The 21,099-nt window shown below is 70.4% G+C and carries 18 protein-coding genes; 5 read left to right on the forward strand and 13 right to left on the reverse strand.

Translation table 11 applies throughout. The features are described from left to right. Positions 1–923: SDR family oxidoreductase (locus tag D7W79_RS11320; RefSeq protein ID WP_208729694.1), on the forward strand; the 923-nt coding region annotated here is incomplete at its 5' end. A gap of 6 nt (positions 924–929) precedes the next feature. Here the strand turns inward: D7W79_RS11320 and D7W79_RS11325 are convergent. The 8 genes from D7W79_RS11325 to D7W79_RS11360 all read right to left on the reverse strand — a co-directional run bounded on the left by D7W79_RS11325 (position 930) and on the right by D7W79_RS11360 (position 9,779). After that, positions 930–1,286, reverse strand: coding sequence for a DoxX family protein (locus D7W79_RS11325; protein WP_120525376.1), 357 nt, complete (start codon positions 1,284–1,286; stop codon positions 930–932). 58 nt (positions 1,287–1,344) lie between these two features. Beyond that, positions 1,345–2,982 (reverse strand): phosphoglucomutase (alpha-D-glucose-1,6-bisphosphate-dependent), encoded by a 1,638-nt coding sequence (gene pgm, locus D7W79_RS11330; RefSeq protein ID WP_120525377.1) that lies wholly within the window; start codon positions 2,980–2,982, stop codon positions 1,345–1,347. A 144-nt stretch (positions 2,983–3,126) separates the two neighbouring features. After that, positions 3,127–4,425, reverse strand: coding sequence for an AmpG family muropeptide MFS transporter (locus tag D7W79_RS11335; protein WP_120525378.1), 1,299 nt, complete (start codon positions 4,423–4,425; stop codon positions 3,127–3,129). A gap of 118 nt (positions 4,426–4,543) precedes the next feature. Further along, positions 4,544–5,506 (reverse strand): hypothetical protein, encoded by a 963-nt coding sequence (locus tag D7W79_RS11340; protein WP_244221711.1) that lies wholly within the window; start codon positions 5,504–5,506, stop codon positions 4,544–4,546. 8 nt (positions 5,507–5,514) lie between these two features. Next, positions 5,515–7,089 (reverse strand): caspase family protein, encoded by a 1,575-nt coding sequence (locus D7W79_RS11345; RefSeq protein ID WP_120525380.1) that lies wholly within the window; start codon positions 7,087–7,089, stop codon positions 5,515–5,517. A gap of 329 nt (positions 7,090–7,418) precedes the next feature. Beyond that, a complete protein-coding gene (locus D7W79_RS11350; RefSeq protein ID WP_120525381.1) occupies positions 7,419–8,213 on the reverse strand; it encodes a DUF4384 domain-containing protein in 795 nt (264 codons plus the stop codon). After that, entirely contained in the window at positions 8,210–8,719 is a 510-nt protein-coding gene (locus tag D7W79_RS11355) for an RNA polymerase sigma factor (protein WP_120525382.1), read from the reverse strand. The genes D7W79_RS11350 and D7W79_RS11355 overlap by 4 nt, the downstream gene beginning before the upstream one ends. A 61-nt stretch (positions 8,720–8,780) precedes the next feature. Beyond that, the gene (locus D7W79_RS11360; RefSeq protein WP_120525383.1) at positions 8,781–9,779 is read right to left on the reverse strand and encodes a hypothetical protein; all 999 of its coding nucleotides are present in this window, start codon (positions 9,777–9,779) and stop codon (positions 8,781–8,783) included. 208 nt (positions 9,780–9,987) lie between these two features. Between D7W79_RS11360 and D7W79_RS11365 the strand changes: the two genes are divergently transcribed. Together D7W79_RS11365 and D7W79_RS11370 are read left to right on the forward strand one after the other, a co-directional pair. Further along, on the forward strand, positions 9,988–10,845 hold the full coding sequence (locus D7W79_RS11365; protein ID WP_439099187.1) for a nucleotidyltransferase: 858 nt from the start codon (positions 9,988–9,990) through the stop codon (positions 10,843–10,845). Further along, positions 10,829–11,533 (forward strand): metallophosphoesterase family protein, encoded by a 705-nt coding sequence (locus D7W79_RS11370; RefSeq protein ID WP_120525396.1) that lies wholly within the window; start codon positions 10,829–10,831, stop codon positions 11,531–11,533. Before D7W79_RS11365 ends, D7W79_RS11370 begins: the two co-directional genes overlap by 17 nt. A 7-nt stretch (positions 11,534–11,540) precedes the next feature. Here the strand turns inward: D7W79_RS11370 and D7W79_RS11375 are convergent, their stop codons facing one another. Genes D7W79_RS11375 through D7W79_RS11390 form a run of 4 tightly spaced genes read right to left on the reverse strand, consistent with a single transcriptional unit; the run spans position 11,541 to position 16,124 of the window. Beyond that, positions 11,541–13,001, reverse strand: a complete 1,461-nt coding sequence (locus tag D7W79_RS11375; RefSeq protein ID WP_120525385.1) for a DUF4340 domain-containing protein — start codon at positions 12,999–13,001, stop codon at positions 11,541–11,543. Then, positions 12,998–14,557, reverse strand: coding sequence for a GldG family protein (locus tag D7W79_RS11380; protein WP_120525386.1), 1,560 nt, complete (start codon positions 14,555–14,557; stop codon positions 12,998–13,000). The genes D7W79_RS11375 and D7W79_RS11380 overlap by 4 nt, the downstream gene beginning before the upstream one ends. A 2-nt stretch (positions 14,558–14,559) precedes the next feature. Further along, positions 14,560–15,363 carry an ABC transporter permease gene (locus D7W79_RS11385; protein ID WP_120525387.1) on the reverse strand — a complete coding sequence of 268 codons (804 nt, stop codon included), beginning with the start codon at positions 15,361–15,363 and terminating at the stop codon, positions 14,560–14,562. 17 nt (positions 15,364–15,380) lie between these two features. After that, positions 15,381–16,124, reverse strand: a complete 744-nt coding sequence (locus tag D7W79_RS11390; protein ID WP_208729695.1) for an ABC transporter ATP-binding protein — start codon at positions 16,122–16,124, stop codon at positions 15,381–15,383. A 42-nt stretch (positions 16,125–16,166) separates the two neighbouring features. Between D7W79_RS11390 and D7W79_RS11395 the strand changes: the two genes are divergently transcribed. Both D7W79_RS11395 and D7W79_RS11400 read left to right on the forward strand, forming a co-directional pair. Beyond that, positions 16,167–17,360 (forward strand): aspartate kinase, encoded by a 1,194-nt coding sequence (locus D7W79_RS11395; protein WP_120525388.1) that lies wholly within the window; start codon positions 16,167–16,169, stop codon positions 17,358–17,360. Positions 17,361–17,524: 164 nt separating this feature from the next. After that, complete coding sequence (locus D7W79_RS11400; RefSeq protein WP_120525389.1) at positions 17,525–20,110, forward strand: N,N-dimethylformamidase beta subunit family domain-containing protein; 2,586 nt, start codon at positions 17,525–17,527, stop codon at positions 20,108–20,110. On the opposite strand, the gene D7W79_RS11405 is transcribed toward D7W79_RS11400, so the two are convergent. Next, the gene (locus D7W79_RS11405; protein ID WP_120525390.1) at positions 20,111–21,052 is read right to left on the reverse strand and encodes an ATP-binding protein; all 942 of its coding nucleotides are present in this window, start codon (positions 21,050–21,052) and stop codon (positions 20,111–20,113) included. Between the last annotated feature and the right edge of the window lie 47 nt (positions 21,053–21,099).

A 21,099-nucleotide genomic window follows, 5' to 3' on the forward strand; every position in this document is an offset into this window, starting at 1 on the left:
GTCTGCGCGTGTCTCGTGGGCTCGGAGAGGTGTATAAGAGACAGGGGGTGGCCGTGGTGAGTAGGCCGGTGCTTGTCACGGGGCCCACGGGCAACGTGGGGCGCGCGGTGGTGCGTGCGCTGCTGGCGGAAGGGGTGGCGGTGCGCGCGGCGGTGAAGTCGCCGGAGCACACGGTGTCACTGCTCAAGGAGATGGACGGGGACGTGATGCCGGTGCCGCTGGACTTCCGGCGGCCGGAGACGTTCCTCCCCGCGCTGGAGGGCGTGCGGGGCGTGTTCCTGATGCGGCCTCCGGCCATCGCCAGCATGCAGGACACGCTCAACGCCTTCGTGGATGCGGCCGCCACGCAGGGCGTGAAGCAGGTGGTGTTCCTCTCCGTGGACGGCGCGGACAAGCGCTCGTGGATTCCCCACCACGCGGTGGAGGAGCACCTGAAGCGCTCGTCGCTGGGGTGGACGCTGCTGCGGCCGACCTTCTTCGCGCAGAACCTGGGGGACGCCTACCGGGAGGACCTCCGCCAGGACCACCGTCTCTTCGTCCCCGCGGCCCACGGCCGGGTGGCCTTCGTGGATGTGCGCGACGTGGGGGACCTGGTGGCGCGCGCGATGGTGGACACGTCCCTGCTCAACCGCGCCTTCACCCTCACCGGGCCTGAGGCGGTGACGTTCGAACAGGTGGCGGCGATCCTGTCGGAGGTGCTGGGCCGCCCCATCCGCTACGAGCCCGCGTCGGTGGCCGGCTACGTGCGCCACCTGCACGGCCGGCGGATGCCCTGGGGCCAGGTGGCCGTCCAGACGCTGCTCCACGTGGGGCTGCGCTTTGGCCAGGCGGAGCAGGTGGACCCCACGCTGGCGAACCTCCTGGGCCGCCCCACGCGCACGGTGCGCCAGTACATCGAGGACCACGCGCCGCTCTGGCGCTGATGGCCCTCAGAGGTACCAGAGTGCCCAGGCGATGAGCACGACCTGGAGCGGCAGACGCGCCCAGAGCAGCGCCCGGGGAATCTTGCGGAACTGCTCCGGGTGCTGGGCCATGTGGATGTTCGCGGGGAACACCGCCACGAACAGCGTCATCAGGCCCCACGCCGCGAGCCGCGTGGTGGCGGGCACCAGCAGGAAGATGCCCAGGAGCACCTCCGCCACGCCGCTCAGCAGCACCAGCTCCCGGTGCCAGGGGAGGTACGGCGGCATGATGCGCATGTACATGCGGGGCTTGAGGAAGTGGTTCACCCCCGCGGCGACCATGAACAGCGCGAGCACGTACTGAAGGATGGTTTTGACGTCCATGGGCGGTGGGGCTCCTCGCGGCGGCATGGAAGCCCGCGCGAGGCGCCTGAGTCCACGCCTACTTTGCGGCGAACGCCTCACCGACGATGGCGCGCGCCTCCTGGACGATGGTGTCCAGGTGCGCCTGGTCGCGGAAGCTCTCCGCATAGATTTTGTACACGTCCTCCGTGCCGGACGGCCGCGCGGCGAACCAGCCGTTCTCCGTCGTCACCTTGAGGCCGCCCAGGTCCGCGTTGTTGCCCGGCGCGCGCGTGAGGCGCTGGAGGATGGGCTCGCCCGCCAGCGACGTGGCCTTCACCGCCTCCGGCGACAGCTTCTTCAGCGCGGCCTTCTGCGCGGACGTGGCCGGCTGGTCGATGCGCGTGTACAGCGGCGCGCCGAACTTCTTCGCCAGGTCCTGGTAGTGCTCGCCCGGGTCCTTGCCGGTGCGCGCCAGGATTTCCGCCGCGAGCAGGTCCAGGATGATGCCGTCCTTGTCGGTGGTCCACACGGTGCCGTCGCGGCGCAGGAAGGACGCGCCCGCGCTCTCCTCGCCGCCGAAGCCCAGCGAGCCGTCCAGGAGCCCGTCCACGAACCACTTGAAGCCCACCGGGACCTCCACGATGCGGCGGCCCAGGTCCTTGCCCACGCGGTCGATGAGGCTGCTGCTCACCAGCGTCTTGCCCACCGCCGCGTCCGCCTTCCATCCCGGGCGGTTGCGGAAGAGGTAGCTGATGGAGACGGCCAGGTAGTGGTTCGGGTTCATCAGCCCCTGGCTGCGGGTGACGATGCCGTGGCGGTCGGAGTCCGTGTCGTTGCCGAACGCGAGCGCGTACTGGTCCTTGAGCTTCACCAAGTTCGCCATCGCGTACGGCGACGAGCAGTCCATGCGGATCTTCCCGTCGTGGTCCGCGGGCATGAAGCCGAAGGTGGGGTCCACGGTGGGGTTCACCACCGTGAGGTCCAGGCCGTACTTCCCCGCGATGGGCGCCCAGTAGTGCAGGTTGGAGCCGCCCAGCGGATCCGCGCCCAGCTTCAACTTCGCGCTCCGGATGACCTCCAGGTCCACCACGTTCACCAGGTCCGCCACGTACGGGGTGATGAAGTCGTACGGCTTCACCGTGGCGCTCGTGCGCGCCCGCTCGTAGGGGATGCGCTGGACGGCCTTGTTGCCCGTGGCCATCAGCTCGTTGGCGCGCTTCTCCACCAGCGCGGTGACGTTCGTGTCGGCGGGGCCGCCGTTGGGCGGGTTGTACTTGATGCCGCCGTCCTCCGGCGGGTTGTGGGACGGGGTGATGACGATGCCGTCCGCGAGCCCGCTCGTGCGGCCCCGGTTGTACGTGAGGATGGCGTGGGAGATGACCGGCGTGGGCGTGGCGCCGTCCGTGTAGCGGACCTCCACGCCGTGGGCGGCCAGCACCTCCAGCGTGGTGCGCTGGGCGGGCTCGGAGAGGGCGTGCGTGTCCATGCCCAGGAACAGCGGGCCGTCATAACCCTGCTGCTTGCGGTACTCGCACAGGGCCTGCGCCACCGCGAGGATGTGCGCCTCGTTGAAGCTGCGGCGCGCGGCGCTCCCCCGGTGACCGGAGGTGCCGAAGGCCACGCGCTGCTCGGCCACGGACGCGTCGGGCGTGTCGTCGTAGTACTGCGCGCGCAGCTTCTCGGGGTTGATCAGCAGGTCGCGCGAAAGGGGCTTGCCAGCGGAAGGGTGTGCCATGACGGGGCCACCCTAGCCGTGCGGGCCTTCCGAGGGGAGCCGAAGTCGCGTCCCCTGTCCGGCGCCGCACCCGCCCTGACGCGCTCCGTCCAGTAGCGGGCGGCAGCACGGGCCGTCAGGCTGCGGGCGCGTGTCCGGAAGCCGTCAGCGCGCCACGGCGACGGAGGCCGCGGTGGAGGAGGCGGGAGGCAGGGCCTCCGGCGCGGGGGGCTCGTCCTCCTGGGGCTGGGCGGCGTGCTCCGGCAGGAACATCAGCAGCACCAGCGCGGGGATGGCCGCAGCGGCGGTGAAGGCGAAGAACGTGGGCCAGCCCATCCACGTGGCCAGGTAGCCGGACACGGAGCCGATGAGCCGGTTGGCGATGGTGCCCAGCGCGGACAGGAGCGCGTACTGCGTGGCGCTGAAGCTCTTGTGGCACAGCGACATCACGAAGGCCGCGAACGCCGTGACGCCCAGGCCCGTGCAGACGTTGTCCACCGCGATGGTGCCCGCGAGCATCAGGTCGTTCTTGCCCACCAGCGCCAGGGCCATGAAGGCCAGGTTGGTGAGGCCCTGCGCGGCGCCGAAGATGAACAGCGCGCGGCGCATGCTGAGCTTCACCATCAGCACGCCGCCCAGCAGGCCTCCGCCGATGGTGGCCAGCATGCCCAGCGTCTTGCTGAGCGCGCCAATCTCCGTGTTGGAGAAGCCCAGCTCGATGTAGAAGGGCGTCACCATGCTGGCGGCGATGGCATCCCCCAGCTTGTAGAGCACCAGGAACGCGAGCACCCCCAGCGCGTACTCGCGGCGGAAGTAGTCCACGAAGGGCCGCACGATGGCATCCGCCAGGTTGCGCGGAGGCCGCACGCTCTGGGGCTCCGGGGCCAGCAGCGTGGCCACCACGCCCACGATCATGAGCAGGCCCATCACGTAGTACGTCCGGGACCAGCCCAGGTGATCCGACAGGATGAACGCGAGCCCGCCCGCGACGAGCATGCCCATCCGGTAGCCGGTGACGTACAGCGAGTTGCCCAGCCCGCGCTCCTCCATCGTGAGGATGTCCGTGCGCCACGCGTCCGCGACGATGTCCTGGCTGGCGGACAGGAACGTCACCACCACGGCCATGCAGGCCATGGCCATGGGGGCGTCCTTCGGGTTCACCAGCCCCATGGCGGAGATGGCGCCCACGAGCAGCACCTGCGTGAGCAGCATCCAGCCGCGCCGCCGGCCCAGGAAGGGCAGGGTGTAGCGGTCCATCAGCGGCGCCCACAGCACCTTGAAGGTGTAGGGCAGCGCGACGAGGCTGAAGACGCCAATCGTCTTGAGGTTCACCCCCTCGTTCTTCATCCACGCGGACAGCGTGACGCCGGTCAGCCACAGGGGGAGGCCGGACGCGAAGCCGACGGCCATCAGGAGCCAGACGCGCCGGCTCTTCAAGACGGTGAGAAGCGATGAGTTGGGCATGGGGGCGCGGGAAAACAGCCACCAGCATAGAGAATCCACCCCGCGCGTCACCTTCCGAAGGCCAGGGACTGTCCGCCCGGCTGCTGTCCGGCCCCAGGCTCGGGCGGCTTCTTCGGGGCTACGGGTTCAGCGCGGACACGTCCGGGCAACTGCCGCGGTCGCCCTCGGTGGGGTTGAGGAAGTCCCAGTTGCGCTGCATGAACGTGATGCGCGTCCGGGCGTCCCAGCACTCCGTGTACTGCGCGCCTTTCGCGTCCCCCTCCAGGATGTTGAGCACCAGCACGCCCCTGCCGTCCGGCGTCCAGCGCGCCACGATGTCCAGCGTCTCCGCGAGGTTGCCTGGCACGAAGTCCACCCCCAGCAGCCGGAACGCCATCTCCCCCAGCCCCTCCGGCGTCTGACGCGACGCATAGCGCGTGAGGGGCACCGTGGCCCCGATGCCGGTGAAGAGCAGCTCCACACGCGTGGGCAGGGCCTTGGTCTGGTAGCCGATGTCCAGCCGGTCCAGCGTGTCCGCCTCCTTCGTGTCGAAGCCGTTCGCGCGGGCCGCCTTGAGGTCCAGCGCGAGCGTGCCTTCCCCCTTGCGGATGCCGCCGTCCGCCCTGAAGGTGCCGGGCAGGTAGGTCCACCACGCGCTCTCGCCGCCGCCGTTGGGGCGGAACTGGAGGAGGTACGCGAAGGAGGCGCCCTGGCGCTCCATCACGAAGCGCAGTTCGTGGCCCGGGTGGTCTTCCGCGGGGAAGGGGCCCCAGATGCGCCGGTCCGTTTCGCGCGTGGTGGGCGGGGCGTTGCGGAACAGCTCCAGCAGGGAGAGCAGGCCGTCCACGCTGGTGTTGAACCGCGTGCCCGCGGTGTACGCCTGGAGCGCGAGCTCCGACGTGCCACCCAGCACCTGCGACGCGCTCAGCCGCTGGCCGCGCGTGCCCAGGCCCTGGCCGGAGCGGGCGGTGTCCGGCAGCTTCGCGGCCAGGTCCTCGCGCTGGGGCAGGGCGTTCTGGAACTCCAGGTCGTCGTTGGAGAAGTCGCCGCCGCACGCGACCGCGAGGAGGCAGGGAAGGGCCAGGGCCAGCTTTCGCGTCACGGGGTCCCTCATGGCTCGTACGTGAGGAGCGCGGCCAGCTCCCAGAACCCCAGGGAGCGCTGCGCGTCGACGGTGTATTGGAGGTACTGCAGGCGGCTGCGCGCGGTGAGGTTCAGCCGGCGCGTGAGCTGGAAGCGCGCGCCGGTCGCGAGGCCCGGCGACACCATGGCGAAGCGCTGATCCGGGAACGCCCCGTCGTCGAACTTGCGGCCCATGATGAGGTACGCGACGCGCACGCCCACGAACGGGGAGACGCGGCCCACGGGCCACTCGGCGGTGAGGCTGGTGCCCACGTTCACCACGGAGTAGCGGTACGCCGGCCCCTCCAGCGTGGGCAGCGCGAGCACGCCGTTCGTGCCGCCCACCGCCGCGTCGAAGCCCCAGACCCAGTCGCGGCGGAAGTAGTCGTGCAGCTCGGCCTCCGCGCCGAACAGGGGCACGGAGAGGAAGAGGGACTGGCGCGTCCGTGCGTCGAAGAAGGACTGGAAGCCGCCGGTGAGGCCGAAGGTCCACCAGGCGCCCTTGTCCAGCATGGCGCCCTTCACCGGGTCGTCGGAGAAGGGCGCGTCCTTGAAGCGCGGCTCCTGCAGGATGGTGGTCCGGCCGCGCGCGACCTCGACTTCGCCGATGCGCAGCCGGTCGCTGAGGCGGCGCTTCACGCGGTAGGTGCCGGGGGCCAGGGCCACGCGGCGCTCGGTGTCCGCGGCCTTGTCCAGCTCCGCGACCACGCTGCCGCTGGGATCCACGAAGTAGTACGAGCCCGCGGGGGCGTTGCCGGGGACGACCAGGCCTTCGGCGGCCGCGCGCAGGTCGGTGAGGACCAGGTCGCCGTTGCCCGCCAGGTCGTAGCTGAACGTCGGGTGCTGGGGGCCCGCGCTGCTGTCGGCCGTGTCCGCGACGGTGCGGGCGTAGGCGTGCGAATACGCCTCGAAGAGCGTCACGCGTCCGTCGCCGCTGCGGTCCGCGTCGCCCAGCAGGCCGCTGGCCAGGTGGTGGGAGAAGTAGCTGCCGCCCAGCGCGTCGGACTCCTGCGAGTCCTCGTCGGCGGCGCTGGAGGTGAGGATGACGACGCCCCGGGCATCGCGCGCCGCGCCGGACTCCACGTCGAAGGCCGGGGCCTTGCGGGCGCCCTTGGTGCGGGTGAGCGCGCCGGAGCGGCAGGAGTCGAGGATGGCGATGCGGATGTCCACGGGAGCGTCGGCCAGCCGGCGCTTGAGCGCGTCGAAGGCGAGTTGTGAGGCGCCCAGCCGCAGTGCTCCGTCCTTCGCGTGGCCGGAGTAGTAGACGAACAGCGCGGTGCGCTCACCGCGAGCCTGGGCCGCGCGGGCCCGCTGCTCCAGGTCCGACAGCGCGACGAGGAAGTCCTTCGCGTCGTCATCCAGGAGGAGCTTCGCGTCGGCCGGAGCCACGCCGCCCAGACGCGTGAGCAGGTCGTGCATCTTGCGCGCATCGTCGCGCGCGTAGCTCAACGGTCGCGTGTCCGAGCCGCCCGTGTCGTTGCCCGCGATGAGCGCGAAGCGGTGCAGCGTGTCCGCGTGCGCGGCGGTGGAGGCCAACGCGATTGCGGGAATCGCCACCCGCATTGCCAAGGCCCATGCATGCCTGTTCCCTGCCGCGCGGGCGCCTGCTGCCTGCGTCGACGGAACGCTCCATGACGCCGGTATCGCCGCAGCCCATGCATGCCTGTTTCCTGCCGCGCGGGCGCCTGCTGCCTGCGTCGACGGAACGCTCCATGATGCCCGCATCGCCAAGGCCCATGCAGGCCTGGTCCCTGCTGCCGGGCGGGCACCTGCTGCCTGTGTCGACGAAACGCTCCATGACGCTCGCGAAGCGAGGAGGCGCGTGAATGCGTCCCGCGCCCGGGCCGCGACGGGAGCAAGCCGCGCTCGCAGCAGTGTCACGGGGCCGTCGCTCATGGCTTCTGCAGGATCCACTGCGTCTGCGCGCCCGCTACGTCCAGCGGCGCCATGCGCGTGACGTCACGGCCCGCGGCGTCGAAGGCCTTCCGGGCCGCGTCGCTCAGCGCGTCCATCGACACGGGCGCGTCCGTCAGCACCAGCACCACGCGCTCCGCCCCCGCGCCCGTGAACTCCACGCTCTCCGGCAGCCAGTGCTGTCCCACGCCCGGCTCCACCGCGAGGCTGTCCCCGGACTCCGGATACAGCGGCGTCACCTCGCCCTGCGCATCCACCGACAGCGCCGCCACGTAGCGGTACGCGTCCGCCGTGTAGCCCAGCCGCACGCGCTCGCCGGGCTGCAACGCTTCTGGCGCCTCCGTGCTCGCCACCCGCTGCGGATCCACGCCCCCACCGATTCGCAGCTCCGCGCCCGCGCCGCCCTTGAGGCGATTGCCCGCCGCGGGAGGCCGGACCGGATCCGCAGTCCCGTGGGTCTCCAGCAGCGGACGCGCCAGCACCAGCACCACGACGGACGCCGCCACCGCCATCAGCGGCCGGACCCACTGCGCACGTGTCGCCGGTTCCACGGAGGCCTTCGCCTGCCTCGCGCGAGCCCGCTCCACGCCGGCCTCGAAGCGCTCGAAGGGCACCTCCGCCTCGAAGGCCGCCTGCGCGTCCACGAAGGACCGGAGCGTCGCGCCGCACGCCTCGCACGCATCCACATGCTCCCGGGCGCGGGTGGCCTCCGGGGCGGACAGCTCGCCGGCGTGCAGGCGGCGCAAGGTCCAGCTCGATTCATGCGCGCTCATCGGACGCTCAGCTCCTCTCCACCCAGCTCCGCGAAATGCTCCAGCCGCTTCCTCACCGTGGGCACCGAACGCCCCAGCACCGCGGCCACCTCTTCCAGGGTCATCCCGTCCACGTGGTAGTGGATGGCCGCCGCCTGCGTCTCCGCGTCCACCCGGGCCAGCAGCTTGCGCACCAGGTCGCGCGTCTCCATCGCCTCCGCCCCGCCGTGGCCCTCCGAACGGGCCGCCTCGTCCCGCGCGAACCACTTCCGCCACGCCGCCCCTTCCGAGCGCAGCTGGTTGAGGCAGTGGTGCGTGGCGATCTTCATCAACCACGTCAGCGGTGACGCCTCCGCCCGGAACGAATCCCCGTGCACGAGCACACGGGCGAAGACGTCGTGCATCGCGTCCTCCGCCCGGCTCTCGTCCTTCAGCAGGTAGCGGCAGCGCTCACGCACGCTGCCGCCGTACTTCACGTACAGCTCGCGCAGGACGGCCCGCCGGTCCTCGTTGGAACGGGGAGGCATCACCTTCAGGGCCAGCGGGGTCGGTCCGGTCACGCGCGGCTGTAGCCTACCGCGACCCGGCTCACAGCGACGAGTACACCGCCGCCGTGAATCCGCCGCAGGCGGCTTCCGCCTCGCCGTAGCCCACGCGCGGGTCCAGGCTGACGCGGAAGTAGGTGCTGAGGAAGTTCGTGTCCCAGCACTCGTTCAGCGTGGCCTCGCCCACCAGGTCGCCCCCCGTCACCTTGATGTCCGAGCGGCCCGCTCCCGTCGCCGTCCAGCGGCTCTTGATGGACAGCTTCTCCAGCTTCGCGCGCAGCGGGTCGCCCTTGTCGATGTCCTGGTTCGTCGCGAACTCGAACTCGCCGCCCGCCGTCGCGGACGCCTTGTAGTGGTAGTTCCCGTCCACGCGCTTGTTGGCGTCGTTGTCGTCACGCACCTGGTGGAAGTCCGCGTCCACGGTGGCCTCCGCGCTGGCGTTCGGGCGCGCGTAGCGGATCTCCACCGTGCCCACGTGGTCATCCGCGTCCGGCAGCGTGTGCGCCGCGTCCCAGTCGATGAACAGTTCGCCGGAGCCGTAGCCCTTCACGCGCTCGCCGTCCGCGTCCACCGCCACCTGCTGCGTGCCGGACAGCACCGCCCGGAACGCGCTGTCCTCCTCCGTCTTCGCCTTGCCCTCCAGCACCCAGGAGAACGACGCCTCCCCCGACTTCGTCACCGTCAGCCGCCACGACGTGGGGCTCAGCGCCTCCGTGCTCGGGCCCCACACCGCCTTGTTCTCCTCCAGCGTCGTCGGCGGATACTTGGTGATCTGCTCGATGAGGTTGAGCACCCAGAGCGTGCCGCCGTTCACCGCCACCGTGGCGTTCACCGTCGCCTGGTAGTACTCCGCCTTCTGCCCCTGGCCGTACTGCGCGGAGGGGCCGGCCGCCGTCAGGCCCTGGCCGTTCTGCTTCGGCGCCTTGACCTGCGTCATCTCCTTGGATGGCAGGCCGTCACGGAACGTGTCCGCGTCGTTGCTCTGGGCGTCGTTGCAGCCAACGAACAGCAGGGAGGCACACAGCAGGCTCTTGCGCAGCATGGTCGGGTGTCCTTTCAGGGCCCGTCGTGCGGGCCGTGTGGCAGGGAATTCGCCCCTATGGACACCGGCCGGGCGAAAAACAGAAAAAGGGCCCGCTTGGCTGGGAAAACTTCAACGAAACCGGCCCCTTGGCGGCTGGCTGCCTGCTCCCCGGGCGCTCACGCCCGCTTGCCCGACGGTTGAAATGGGCCATCCCTACCTTTCGCCCATGGAAAAACGACACCCGAACCATCCCGGGGAGATGGGTACGGACGCCACGCTGGCCGAGCGGGAGCGTGAGCCGGACGAGATCAACGCCCGCGCCAGAGCCGTCGGTCTGCTCCATGAGGCCGGGGTGCCGTTCGTGGTGGGCGGGGCGTATGCCTACGCCACCTATACCGGCATCTACCGCGACACCAAGGACCTGGACCTGTTCCCGCGCAAGCAGGACGCCATCCGTGCACTGGACGTGCTGGAGAAGGATGGCTGGCGCACGGAACGCCCGGACGAGGTCTGGCTCTACAAGGCCTACAAGGGTGACTACTTCGTCGACTTCATCTTCTCCTCCGGCAACGGTGTCGCGACGGTGGACGACGAGTGGTTCACCCACGCCAAGAAGGCCACCATCTTCGGCTACGAGTGCCTCATCGCGCCGGCCGAGGAGATGATCTGGTCCAAGGCCTTCGTCACCGAGCGCGAGCGCTATGACGGCGCGGACATCAACCACCTCATCCTCAAGGCGGGGCGGGAGATGGACTGGGACCGCATCCTCCGGCGCTTCGACCGCTACTGGGAGGTGCTGCTCAGCCACCTGATGATGTTCCGCTTCGCGTATCCCAGCGAGCGCGACATCGTGCCCAACTACGTGATGACGGAGTTGATGAGCCGCACGCTCCAGACGGTGCGCGACGGCAGCTGGGACGAGAAGCTGTGCCGGGGCAACCTGGTGTCCAAGGTGAACTACCACGTGGACATCCACCACTGGGGCTTTGGGGACGGCAGGGCGTGGGACGAACAGGACAGACCCGAGGGGGGCACCCGTGGCGCGAGATCCGAGCTCGAAGATTCGGCTGGCAGCGGTCGGTGATCTGCACTGCCGGGATGATCAGCACGGGCGGTTCCGCCAGCTCATCAAGCAGGTGAACGCTTCGGCGGACCTGCTGCTCTTGTGTGGCGACCTGACGGACCGCGGGATGGCGGAAGAGGGCAAGGTGCTGGCCGAGGAACTCTCGGCCTTGCGCGTGCCGTGCGCCGCGGTGCTGGGCAACCACGACTACGAGCACGGGCAGGTGAAGGACATCTGCACGGAGCTCTCCAAGGTCGGTGTGCACATCCTCGACGGGGACCACTTCATCTTCGAGAAGACGCTCGGCGTCGCGGGCGTGAAGGGCTTCGGAGGCGGCTTCGGCAACGCGACGTTGCAGGCGTTCGGCGAGGGCCAGACGAAGTCCTTCGTGCAGGAGGCCGTCACGGAGTCGCTCAAGCTGGAGGCGGCGCTCAGCCACCTGGACACGCCCAAGAAGGTCGTGATCATGCACTACGCCCCCATCCCGGAGACGCTGGAGGGGGAGAACATCGAGATCCGCCCCTTCCTGGGGACGAGCCGCCTGTCGATGCCCATTGACCACTACGGCGCGGAGTACGTCTTCCACGGCCACGCGCACCACGGCGCGCGCGAGGGCAAGACGAAGAGCGGCATCCCGGTGTTCAACGTCGCGATGCCGCTGCTCACCAAGTTCACGCCGGAGCAGCGCTTCGCCCTGCTGGAGGTGTAGCGCTCCTTCAGGGCGCGGGAGCCCCGCCGTCCGACGCTTCGGGCGGCGCCTCCTTCAGGTCCGCGGCGCGCGTGGGCAGGTCCGCCACCGCGCCCATGGACACCTCCACCAGGTCCGGCCCGGCGCCCCGCGCATAGAGCCGGTCCTCCGTATCCGGCACGGCGTCGCCCAGCCACAGTCGCGCCAGCTCGCGCCCGTCCGCGTCGCGAAGCACGACGCCCCGGGACGCCTCGCTGATGCCGTAGCGCTCCCAGCGCTTCACCTTCGCCTCGCCGAACGCGGCGGCCTTCAGCGCTTCCAGCCGGCCCAGGAGCTTCACCACGCGGAAGCGCAGGGCGGGTCCGCTCTCGGGTCCCTCCACCTGCCACGCCTCGCTGTTCCCCTCGCCGCGCGTCACCACCACGGGGGCGGCCTTGCCTCCGGGATGGAACTCCAGGCGCCGCACGGCGTCGCGAGGGAACGACAGCACGCGCCGGTCCTTCAGCTCCTGCACGCCCACGTCCAGCGTCGTCAACGCGCGGGCATCCACCTCCGCCAGCGTGGCGCGGGCGCCCTGCTCACGAAGCGCATGGACGACGGACGCGCCGTCGCGAGTCACCTGCGCCAACCGGACGCGGATGGGTTCACCGGATGCGGGGACGAAGCGCGCGTCCACGACGGGCGTGTCCAGGCCCAGGGCCTTCCGGGTCGCGGCGGTGTCCTGCGGGAAGGACAGGGCCTGCTGTCCCGCGAACTCCTTGAGCAGGTCCGACAGCCGGCTGGCGTTCGCGCGGGTCTGCTCCGGCTTCTCCAGCCGCCACGACTTGCCGTCCGCCTCGCGCGTCAGCACGTAAGCGTGGTCCTTCGCCTTCACCTCGATGGACTGGAGCGACGCGAGGTCCAGCGGTCCCAGGAACTCCTTGGCGCGCAGCTCGAAGGGGCCCTTGTCCAGCGAGTACCGCACGGCACCGTCGGCCGCGTACACGGTCGCGTCGCCTTCGCGGCGCACGTAGACGGAGCCATCGAAGGGGTTCTCATCGCCACCGGCCAGCGTCACGGTGCGCTGGCGGGACGGATCCTCCGCGCCTTCGCCGTTCGCGTCCGGCAGGTACGCCCGCGCGGTCACGGTGAACGTCGGGGACGCGAGGCCGTACTTCTTCAGGTCCGCGTCCGACGGCGAGGCGTTCACGGTGGCCTTGAACTTCGCGGAGGTCAGCTGCTGCACCAGGGCCTCCACCGCGTACGGATCCGCCTTCGCCTCCACGGGCGACACGAGCCGCCAGCCTTCCGGCGTCCGCTCCAGCTCCGTGGTGGCACCACGGGCCTTCACCGTCAGGTGCGTGAAGACAGGTGCCACTTCTGGAGTCGCGCCACGTCGAGGCTCCGCGGGCTCCGTCGCGAAGAGCTTCGGTGGCGGCGGAGGCTTCTCCGCGTCGCGCGAACACCCGGCCGCCAACAACCCCAACATCACGACAGTGGAAGTCCTCACCGGTTCCTCCGCGACAACCAGACCGCGAGTCCCACGCCGAGCAGGGACAGGGGAAAGAGGTCGGTGGACACGAAGCGCAGGGTCCGCATCTGGTCCTCGCTCAGCTCCAGGGTGGACGTCTCACGGTCGGGGGGACGCAGGGTGATCTTCTCCACCTGATGGGACGCCCAGCCCAGCGAGTTCATCACCAGGTTGCGGTTGGCCTCGTAGCGCCAGTTCGGATCCAGCAGCAGCTCCGACTCGCCCACCGCCACCAGCCGTGCCTCGTCGAAGCGCTTGTGCTCCGCCGCGCGCGTGTCCCGGGACGCGGCGGCCACGAGCGTGAGCTGTCCCATCTTCTCCCCGCTGGACGGGGTGGTGTCCTCCAACGGGCGCGACTCCACCCACGCATAGGGAGAGCTGAACAGCACGGGCTCCACGGTCACTCCCGGCAGCAGGAAGCCCTCGCGGATCAGTGTGAAGCTGCGCGCCGTGGGCAGCTGCACGTTGAACCCGCGCTCCTGCAACGGGCGCGTGATGGCGTGCTTGCCGTAGAAGTTCGACACGAGGACGAACGGGTTGCCGGAGTTGAACCGAGGGTCCGCCGCCACGCCTTCGTCCACCTGCACGCCGTAGTCCGCGAGGAACAGACCCAGCCCGTCCTCCGTGTTCGCGTCGGTGAAGTACAGCAGTCGGCCGCCTTCACCCAGGTAGCTGCGCAGGGCCGCCACCTCCGGCGCCGTGTAGTCCTGCTTCGCTCCGGCGATGATCACCAGCCCCGCGTCGCGAGGCACCTCCTTGCGGCCCAGGAGGTTGAGCGGCTCGGGGCGGTAGCCTTCGCGCTGCAACTGGCGCCGGAACTCCGACAGTCCGTCCCCACCGGGGGGCGGCTCCAGAGGCCACTCGCCGTGCCCCTCGATGAAGTACACCTTCTGCGTGCCTGTCGCGCCCAGCTGGAGGATGGCGTTCGTCAGCTCCTGCTCAGCGGGGAGGGGCAGGGTGGTGTGGGGCGCGGCGTCGCCCTCGCCGCGCGAGATGACAACCAGCGTCTGTCCGTCCTTGAGCTGGTACTTCGCGGCCAGGGACGGCTCGCGGCGCGGATCCACGAAGGCGTAGTCGAACGCCTCCGGTGCCGCCTCGTGGTAGCGCCGGAACAGCTCCTCCAGCTCGCCATAGGACGGGTGCGTGGGCGGGATGAGCGCCAGCGCGTGGGCCTTCTCCTCCAGCCCCGCCAGCGTCTGCACCGTCTGCGGCGCGAGCGAGAAGATGCGCTCCCGCGTCAGGTCCCACCGCTGGTTCTTGCGGAACGCGAGGACGTTGAGCGCCACCAGCACGCCCAGCACTCCCAGCGTGGTGAGCACGGACGACGCGAGGAACCGTCCCGTGCGGCGCGTCCCCGCGCGTCCCAGCTCCCGCCGGTGCGTGACGACGTAGGCAGCCAACATCGCCGCGCCCAGCACCGCCTTGCCTCCCGCGAGCGCCACGCTGCCGGAGGTGAGGAACAGCGTGAAGGGGCTGGACAGGAGGAGCAGCAGGCCGAAGGCCCCCAGCACCCGGGTGACGTGGGTCGCTCTCATGGTCACGCGTAGCGCTGCGCTTCCACCGCGCGGTGGGTGAGCAGCAGTGAGAACAGGATGACGGACGCGAAGAACACCAGCGCCTGCACTTCCAGCACGCCCTGGAGCATCCCCTGCAACTGCGCGTCGAAGGACAGGTAGGCCAGGAACGAGCGCAGCGGCTCCGCGGTGGACTGGGCCACGCCGCGCAGGAGCATCCACGGCAGCAGCACGGTGAAGGTGAGGAACGCCGCCAGCATCTGGCTCTCCGTCAGCGCGGAGATGAACAGCCCCACCGCCATGCAGGTCGCGCCCCAGAGGAGCACCGCACCGTAGCCCAGCAGCACCGTGGGCCACTCCAGCGCGGAGCCGGACGGGCCGGAGCCCACCACCGACAGCATCACGGGGAACACCAGCGTCAGCCCCAGCGTCACGAAGATGAGCCCCAGGCCGCCCAGGTACTTGCCCAGCACGATGTCCACCGGCCGCACCGGCGTCGTGAGCAGCAGCGCGAACGTCTTCTGGCGCTTCTCCTCCGCGAACAGCCGCATGGACAGGAAGGGCGCGACGAAGAGCGTGATGATCATCACCACGCCCCACAGCTGCACCACCACGCCGTCGGTGAGGTTGCGGTAGACGATGGAGTCCGGAGGCAGCCGGCTCCAGCCGTGCTCCCTCGCCAGGGACTGCACCTGCTGGAACTGCTCCAGCAGGCTGACGAAGAAGAACGACGAGAGCGCCGCCATCGCGGTGATCACGGCGTAGGCCCACGGGGTGGTGAAGGCGACGGCCAGCTCCTTGCGGGCGATGGCCAGGGCGGTGCGCATGCGCTTGGGGTTCCTGTTCAGGCGGCGGTCAGCTTGATGAAGACTTCTTCCAGCGACGCGTGCTCGGCCTGGCCGTGGGACGTCGCCAGCCGGTCGATGGCGTCATGGGCCACCACGCGGCCCTGGTGGAGGATGAGCACCGTCTGGCACGTCACCGTGACCTCCGGGAGGATGTGCGTGGACAGCAGCACCGTGTGCTTGCCCGCCAGGCTCCGGATCAACGCGCGCAGGTCCGCGCGCTGCACCGGATCCAACCCCTCCGTGGGCTCATCCAGGATGAGCACCGGCGGCGAACCAATGAGCGCCTGCGCGATGCCCACGCGCTGCTGGTAGCCCTTGGACAGGTTCTGGAGCACGCGGCCCATCACGTCGCTCACGCCGGTGAGCCCCGCCACCCGCTCCACCTCCGCCTTCACCGCGCGGCCGGGCACCTGCTTGAGCGCGGCGACGAACGTCAGGTAGCCGTGCACCGTCAGCTCCGGATACAGCGGCGGCGTCTCCGGCAGGTAGCCGATGCGCCGTTTGACCTCCATCGGGTGCGTGGACACGTCGAAGCCCGCCACCTTCACGCTCCCCTCGGAAGGAGGGAGGAAGCCGGTGAGGACCTTCATCGTGGTGGACTTGCCCGCGCCGTTGGGGCCCAGGAAGCCCAGCAGCTCCCCCTCACCCACGGTGAAGGACAGGTCCTGGATGGCCACGCGATCGCGATAGCGCCGCGTCAGGTTGCGCACCTCGATGATGGGATTCTCGGTGATTGGCATGCGCGGGGGCGAACTCTACACTGCCCCGGAAGCGAGGCGTGGATGCCAATCGTGGTGCAGAAGTACGGCGGCTCATCGGTCGCTGACGCGGAGAAGCTCGGCAAGGTCGCGCGCCGCGTGAAGCAGAAGCGGGACGCGGGCTATCAGGTGGTCGTGGTCGTCAGCGCCATGGGCGACACCACGGATGACCTGCTGTCGCTGGCCAAGAGCGTGTCCCAGGACCCGCCCCGGCGTGAGCTGGACATGCTCCTCACCTGCGGCGAGCGCATCTCCATGGCGCTGCTGTCCATGGCGCTCCAGGAGCAGGGCGTGCCGGCCATCAGCTTCACCGGCAGCCAGAGCGGCATCATCACCAACGACGCGCACGCCCAGGCGCGCATCGTGGAGGTGCGCCCCTACCGCATCCAGGACGAGCTGGCGCACGGCAAGGTCGTCATCGTCGCGGGCTACCAGGGCGTCTCCTACAAGAAGGAGGTCACGACGCTGGGGCGCGGCGGCTCGGACACCACCGCGGTCGCGCTGGCGGCGGCGCTGGATGCGGAGGCGTGTGAAATCTACTCCGACGTGGACGGCGTCTTCAGCGCGGATCCGCGCGTGGTGCCGGACGCGCGCAAGCTGGAGTCCTTGAGCTACGACGAGATGCAGGAGCTGGCGAGCGCCGGCGCCAAGGTGCTCAACGCCCAGGCGGTGGAGTGGGCCAAGGCGCGCGGCATCACCATCCTCGCGCGCACCGCGCACGGCCAGGGCACCGGCACCAGCGTGCAGGAGCTCGCCGTGCCCACCGACAGCCGCGTGAAGGGCGTGACGGCGGACACGGAGATGGCCGTGCTCGTGGCCCAGGCCAGCGTGCCCCTCCAGGAGCTGCTGGAGTTCCTGGACGCCCGCGCCGTGCGGGGCCGCACGCTCGCGCATGACGGGCTGCCGGGCGCGCCGGGGCGCACGTACCTCGCGGTGCCGCTGGCGGACATCCATGGCCCGGAGGCGCTCCAGCGCGAGCTGGCCACGCGCTTCGGCCCGGGCGTGGAGTGGAAGGACGGCTGGGGCACCGTCACCTGCGTGGGCGTGGGCCTCAACGCGGACTGGGTGCCGTTGCGCAAGGCGTTGTCCGCGGCCGAGGCCCTGTCCGCCCGGGTGCACGCCGTGAGCACCTCGCCGCTGCAGGTGACCCTCCTGGTGGACAAGGCCCACCTCAAGACCCTCACGGCCCGTCTGCATCGCGAACTGCTCGGTAGCTGACACGTCCGCCGCCTGCCCGACCTTCGTTGATCCAAGGACTTGCGCGCGGTCCCTGGAGACAAGACGCCTTCGTTTGTCGAACTTCCGTTCCCAAGAGGGGCAGGGCCCTTCCCTCTGCAGAGTCGATGCCTACCCTCCGCCCCTGAACACCTTGGAGGGGCGGCATGGGACACGGGCGTCGCTGGATGGGGCTGGGGGTGGTGCTGGCGCTCCTGGTGACGGGGGCCGCCGGATGCAAGGACTCCGGTCCGGCACCCGGCACGCCGCCTCCCGGCGACCGCCATGATGATCCGCCCCTGAACAACGACGACGCGGGCGTCATCGGCCCGGACGGCGGCATCGTCGTTCCCGAATACGACGCGGGCACCCCGGAGGAGGAGCCGGACGCGGGCACGCTGCCTGATGGCGGCAGCGCGCTGCCCGAGCGCGACCCGGACGCCGTCTACAAGGAGAACCAGAAGAAGGGCACCACAAGCTGGCGCATCGACAAGAACGCCAACAGCCGGGAGATTGAAGGCTACGCCCTCAAGGCCACCCTGAAGCAGGGCGAGTCGCTGCGCGTGGCGGTGTCCCTGTCCGAAGCGCGCAAGTTCAGCTGGTACGTCTACCGCCTGGGCTACTACGGCGGCGCCGGTGCCCGCGAGGTCGCGCGCGGCGGTCCGGTGCAGGGGACGCGGCAGGCGGACTGTCCCGCGGATCCGACGACGGGCATCATCGCCTGTTCCTGGTCGCCCACGCTGGAGATCCCCATCGGCGAGGACTGGGTGCGCGGCGTGTACGTGGTGAAGCTCGTGCGCGACGACCGGCCGTCGCGCTACGTGCCCTTCTTCGTGCGTGACGAGAACCCGCGCTCGGAGGTCGCGGTGCTCATCCCCACGGCCACCTGGGCGGCCTACAACACCTGGGGCGGCACCAGCCTCTACGATGATCAGAAGGGCGTGATGAAGTCGCACGGCGTCGCGCGCGCCTTCCAGTCCTCCTACGACCGGCCCTACTACCGGGGCCAGGGCTCCGGGCACCTGATGACGGACGACCTCAGCCTGGTGACGTGGCTGGAGTCGCAGGACCTGGACGTGGGCTACTTCACCGACGAGGACATGGACGAAAGCTACGACTTCCTGCGTGGCGCGAAGGTCTTCGTGATGTCCGGCCACGACGAGTACTGGTCCTCGAAGCAGCGCGACTACGCGGACCGCGCGCTGTCGGAAGGGCGGTCCATCATCAACCTGGGCGCGAACAACGCCTACTGGCAGGTGCGCCTCGAACCCTCCGCCGACGGCCGTCCTCGCCGCGTGGTCACCTGCTACAAGGGCGCGCCCGAGGACCCGTACAAGGATCAGCGCAAGACCGCGAAGTTCCGCGACCTGCCCGCGCCCCGTCCGGAGAACGCGCTCCTGGGCGTGCAGTTCGCCGCACGCTGGCACCAGTGGCCCTTCCCGACGGTCATCACGAATCCAGACCACTGGGCCTTCAGCGGCACGGGCCTCAAGGCCGGTGACACGCTGTGGATGGCCAACGGCTACGAGGTGGATCAGCTGGTGTCCAACGGCAAGCAGCCGGCCGGCATCGACGTGCTCGCGGAGTCCCCCTCGCTGTCGCTCCAGGGCGGCTTCGGCTTCGCGCACATGGTGGTGCGCAAGCAGGGCGACGCGTACGTCTTCTCCTCGGGCGGCATCGACTTCGTGACCAAGCTGGCCGGGGCAGGGGGCGGCGTGCCGGATCCGCGCGCGGGCCGCATCGTGGCCAACGTGCTCTACAAGGCGCTGGGCCGGAAGCTGCCGGGCGACCTGGTGAGGTTCCAGCCCCCGGCCACTCCGGCGCCGGTGGGACCGTTCGCGGAGTCCGTGACGACGGTGGCGGGCCAGCCCGGCAAGCGCTGCCACTCGGATGCCAAGGTGGCGGCGGACGAGCTGGGCGCGCCGCTCGCGGTCGCCGTGCTGCCGGACGGCGGCTGGGCGGTGGTGGACGCGCTGGGCAACAGCGTGAAGCGCGTGTCCCCGGACGGGAAGATCCGCACGGTGCTCACCAACCTCGCGGGCCCCATGGGCATCGCCGCGGACGCGCTGGGCAACCTCTACGTGTCCGACACCGAGAACGCGCTCATCCGCCGCATCACTCCGGATGGCAAGTCGGAGGTCTTCGCGGGCACCTCGTGGGGCTACCAGGACGGTCCCGCGCTGGCGGCGGCCTTCAACCAGCCCGCGGGCCTGTCGTTCACGCCGGACGGCACCGCGCTGCTCGTGGCGGACCTGAACAACAGCGTCATCCGCCGCATCGACATGGTGGCGCCCGGCAACCCGGTGACGACGCTCCAGGGCGACTGGCTCTACCGGCCCTCCGCGGTGGTTCAGGCCGCGGACGGCACCACCTACGTCGTGGAGAGCGGCATGGCGCGCGTGGTGCGCGTGCGCGATGGCGTCACCACCGTGATGGCGGGCTCCACGCCCGGCTACCGCGATGGCGACCCGAAGGAGGGGCAGATGCTGCCGTACCTGGGCCTGGCGCTGCTGCCGGACGGCTCGCTCGCCATCTCCGACCCGGGCAACTACCGCGTGCGCCGGCTCGTCTTCAACGCGTCGGGCGAGCCGGAGAAGCTGACCACGCTCGCGGGCAGCGGGCGCTACGGCTCGGATGATGGCGCGGGCCGGGATGCGCAGCTGGTGCTGCCCGCCGGGCTCGCGGTGGGGCCGGACGGCACGCTCTACGTCGCGGACGCCGGCAACTCGCTGGTGCGCGCCATCAAGCGCTGATCAGCGTCCCGGGTTGCGCATGCCACCCAGGGGCGGCGGCGCGTCCATCTCCTGCCGCGTGCGCCGCCGGTCCGGGGTGTCGCGCGGCAGCTCCACGAAGGTGCACATCTCGCAGAGCCGGCTGTAGATGCGCTCGCCCACGCGCTCGCGCAGCAGTTCCGCGTCCTTCATGGCGGAGCGGGCGTCGTCCGTGGCGCGGTAGCCCGAAGGCGCGCTGCTCCGGGCGCCCTTGCGCTCCGGCTCCAGCGAGTAGTTCGTCGCGAAGAGCGTCGTGCGCCCCGCGTTGTAGCGCCGGGCGATCAGCTCATCGAGCGTCTCCATCTCGAAGGGACTGCCGCGCCCCTTGCCCAGCTCGTCGATGGCGAGGACCTCCACCTCCGACAGCGGCCCGATGATCTCCCCGCCGCTCTTGCCGTCCTGGAAGCCGCGCCGGATGGTCGCGTAGAGGAGGGAGATTTCGACGTAGCGGGCCCGCACGCCCATCTCCAGCACCAGGTGTCCGAGCGTCGCCGCGAGCAGGTGCGTCTTGCCCGTGCCCACCGGCCCGCTCAGCACGAAGCCCTTGTTGGTGGCGCCCTTCACGTACTGGTGGGCGAAGTGCATCGCCACGCCGCGGCCCCGGTCCTGCGCCTCGTTGAAGGGCCGGTAGTTGTCGAACGACGCGTGCGCCATGACGCCCGGCATCTGCACGTCGTTGTAGAGCGCCACCCGCGTGCGCCTGAGCGTGCACACGCACGGCTCCAGGACCTCATAGGTCCGGGCGCCCATCTTCACGCTGAAGGTGCCTTCCTTCTGCACCAGGATGTGCCCGCGTCCACCGCACACCGGGCAGTCCGCCGAGCACGTACACACCCGCGCCGACGCAAGCTCTCCGCGCCGCTCGATGAGGTACGTCCGCCCGCCGCACAGCCCACACGCCTCGCCGTTCGCCTTGGCAGCCATCGTGCCCAGCCAATAACACCGTCCCCCGCGCCCGTCAGCCCACTGAC

Source organism: Corallococcus exercitus, from assembly GCF_003611585.1.
Taxonomy (GTDB): domain Bacteria; phylum Myxococcota; class Myxococcia; order Myxococcales; family Myxococcaceae; genus Corallococcus; species Corallococcus exercitus.

Bases quoted from the DNA above. Each gene is read 5' to 3' on its own strand.
- D7W79_RS11325 (WP_120525376.1), bottom strand. From the start codon at position 1,286: ATGGACGTCAAAACCATCCTTCAGTACGTGCTCGCGCTGTTCATGGTC.
- pgm (WP_120525377.1), bottom strand. From the start codon at position 2,982: ATGGCACACCCTTCCGCTGGCAAGCCCCTTTCGCGCGACCTGCTGATC.
- D7W79_RS11335 (WP_120525378.1), bottom strand. From the start codon at position 4,425: ATGCCCAACTCATCGCTTCTCACCGTCTTGAAGAGCCGGCGCGTCTGG.
- D7W79_RS11345 (WP_120525380.1), bottom strand. From the start codon at position 7,089: ATGCGGGTGGCGATTCCCGCAATCGCGTTGGCCTCCACCGCCGCGCAC.
- D7W79_RS11350 (WP_120525381.1), bottom strand. From the start codon at position 8,213: ATGAGCGCGCATGAATCGAGCTGGACCTTGCGCCGCCTGCACGCCGGC.
- D7W79_RS11355 (WP_120525382.1), bottom strand. From the start codon at position 8,719: ATGCCTCCCCGTTCCAACGAGGACCGGCGGGCCGTCCTGCGCGAGCTG.
- D7W79_RS11360 (WP_120525383.1), bottom strand. From the start codon at position 9,779: ATGCTGCGCAAGAGCCTGCTGTGTGCCTCCCTGCTGTTCGTTGGCTGC.
- D7W79_RS11365 (WP_439099187.1), top strand. From the start codon at position 9,988: ATGGAAAAACGACACCCGAACCATCCCGGGGAGATGGGTACGGACGCC.
- D7W79_RS11380 (WP_120525386.1), bottom strand. From the start codon at position 14,557: ATGAGAGCGACCCACGTCACCCGGGTGCTGGGGGCCTTCGGCCTGCTG.
- D7W79_RS11385 (WP_120525387.1), bottom strand. From the start codon at position 15,363: ATGCGCACCGCCCTGGCCATCGCCCGCAAGGAGCTGGCCGTCGCCTTC.
- D7W79_RS11390 (WP_208729695.1), bottom strand. From the start codon at position 16,124: ATGCCAATCACCGAGAATCCCATCATCGAGGTGCGCAACCTGACGCGG.
- D7W79_RS11395 (WP_120525388.1), top strand. From the start codon at position 16,167: ATGCCAATCGTGGTGCAGAAGTACGGCGGCTCATCGGTCGCTGACGCG.
- D7W79_RS11400 (WP_120525389.1), top strand. From the start codon at position 17,525: ATGGGACACGGGCGTCGCTGGATGGGGCTGGGGGTGGTGCTGGCGCTC.
- D7W79_RS11405 (WP_120525390.1), bottom strand. From the start codon at position 21,052: ATGGCTGCCAAGGCGAACGGCGAGGCGTGTGGGCTGTGCGGCGGGCGG.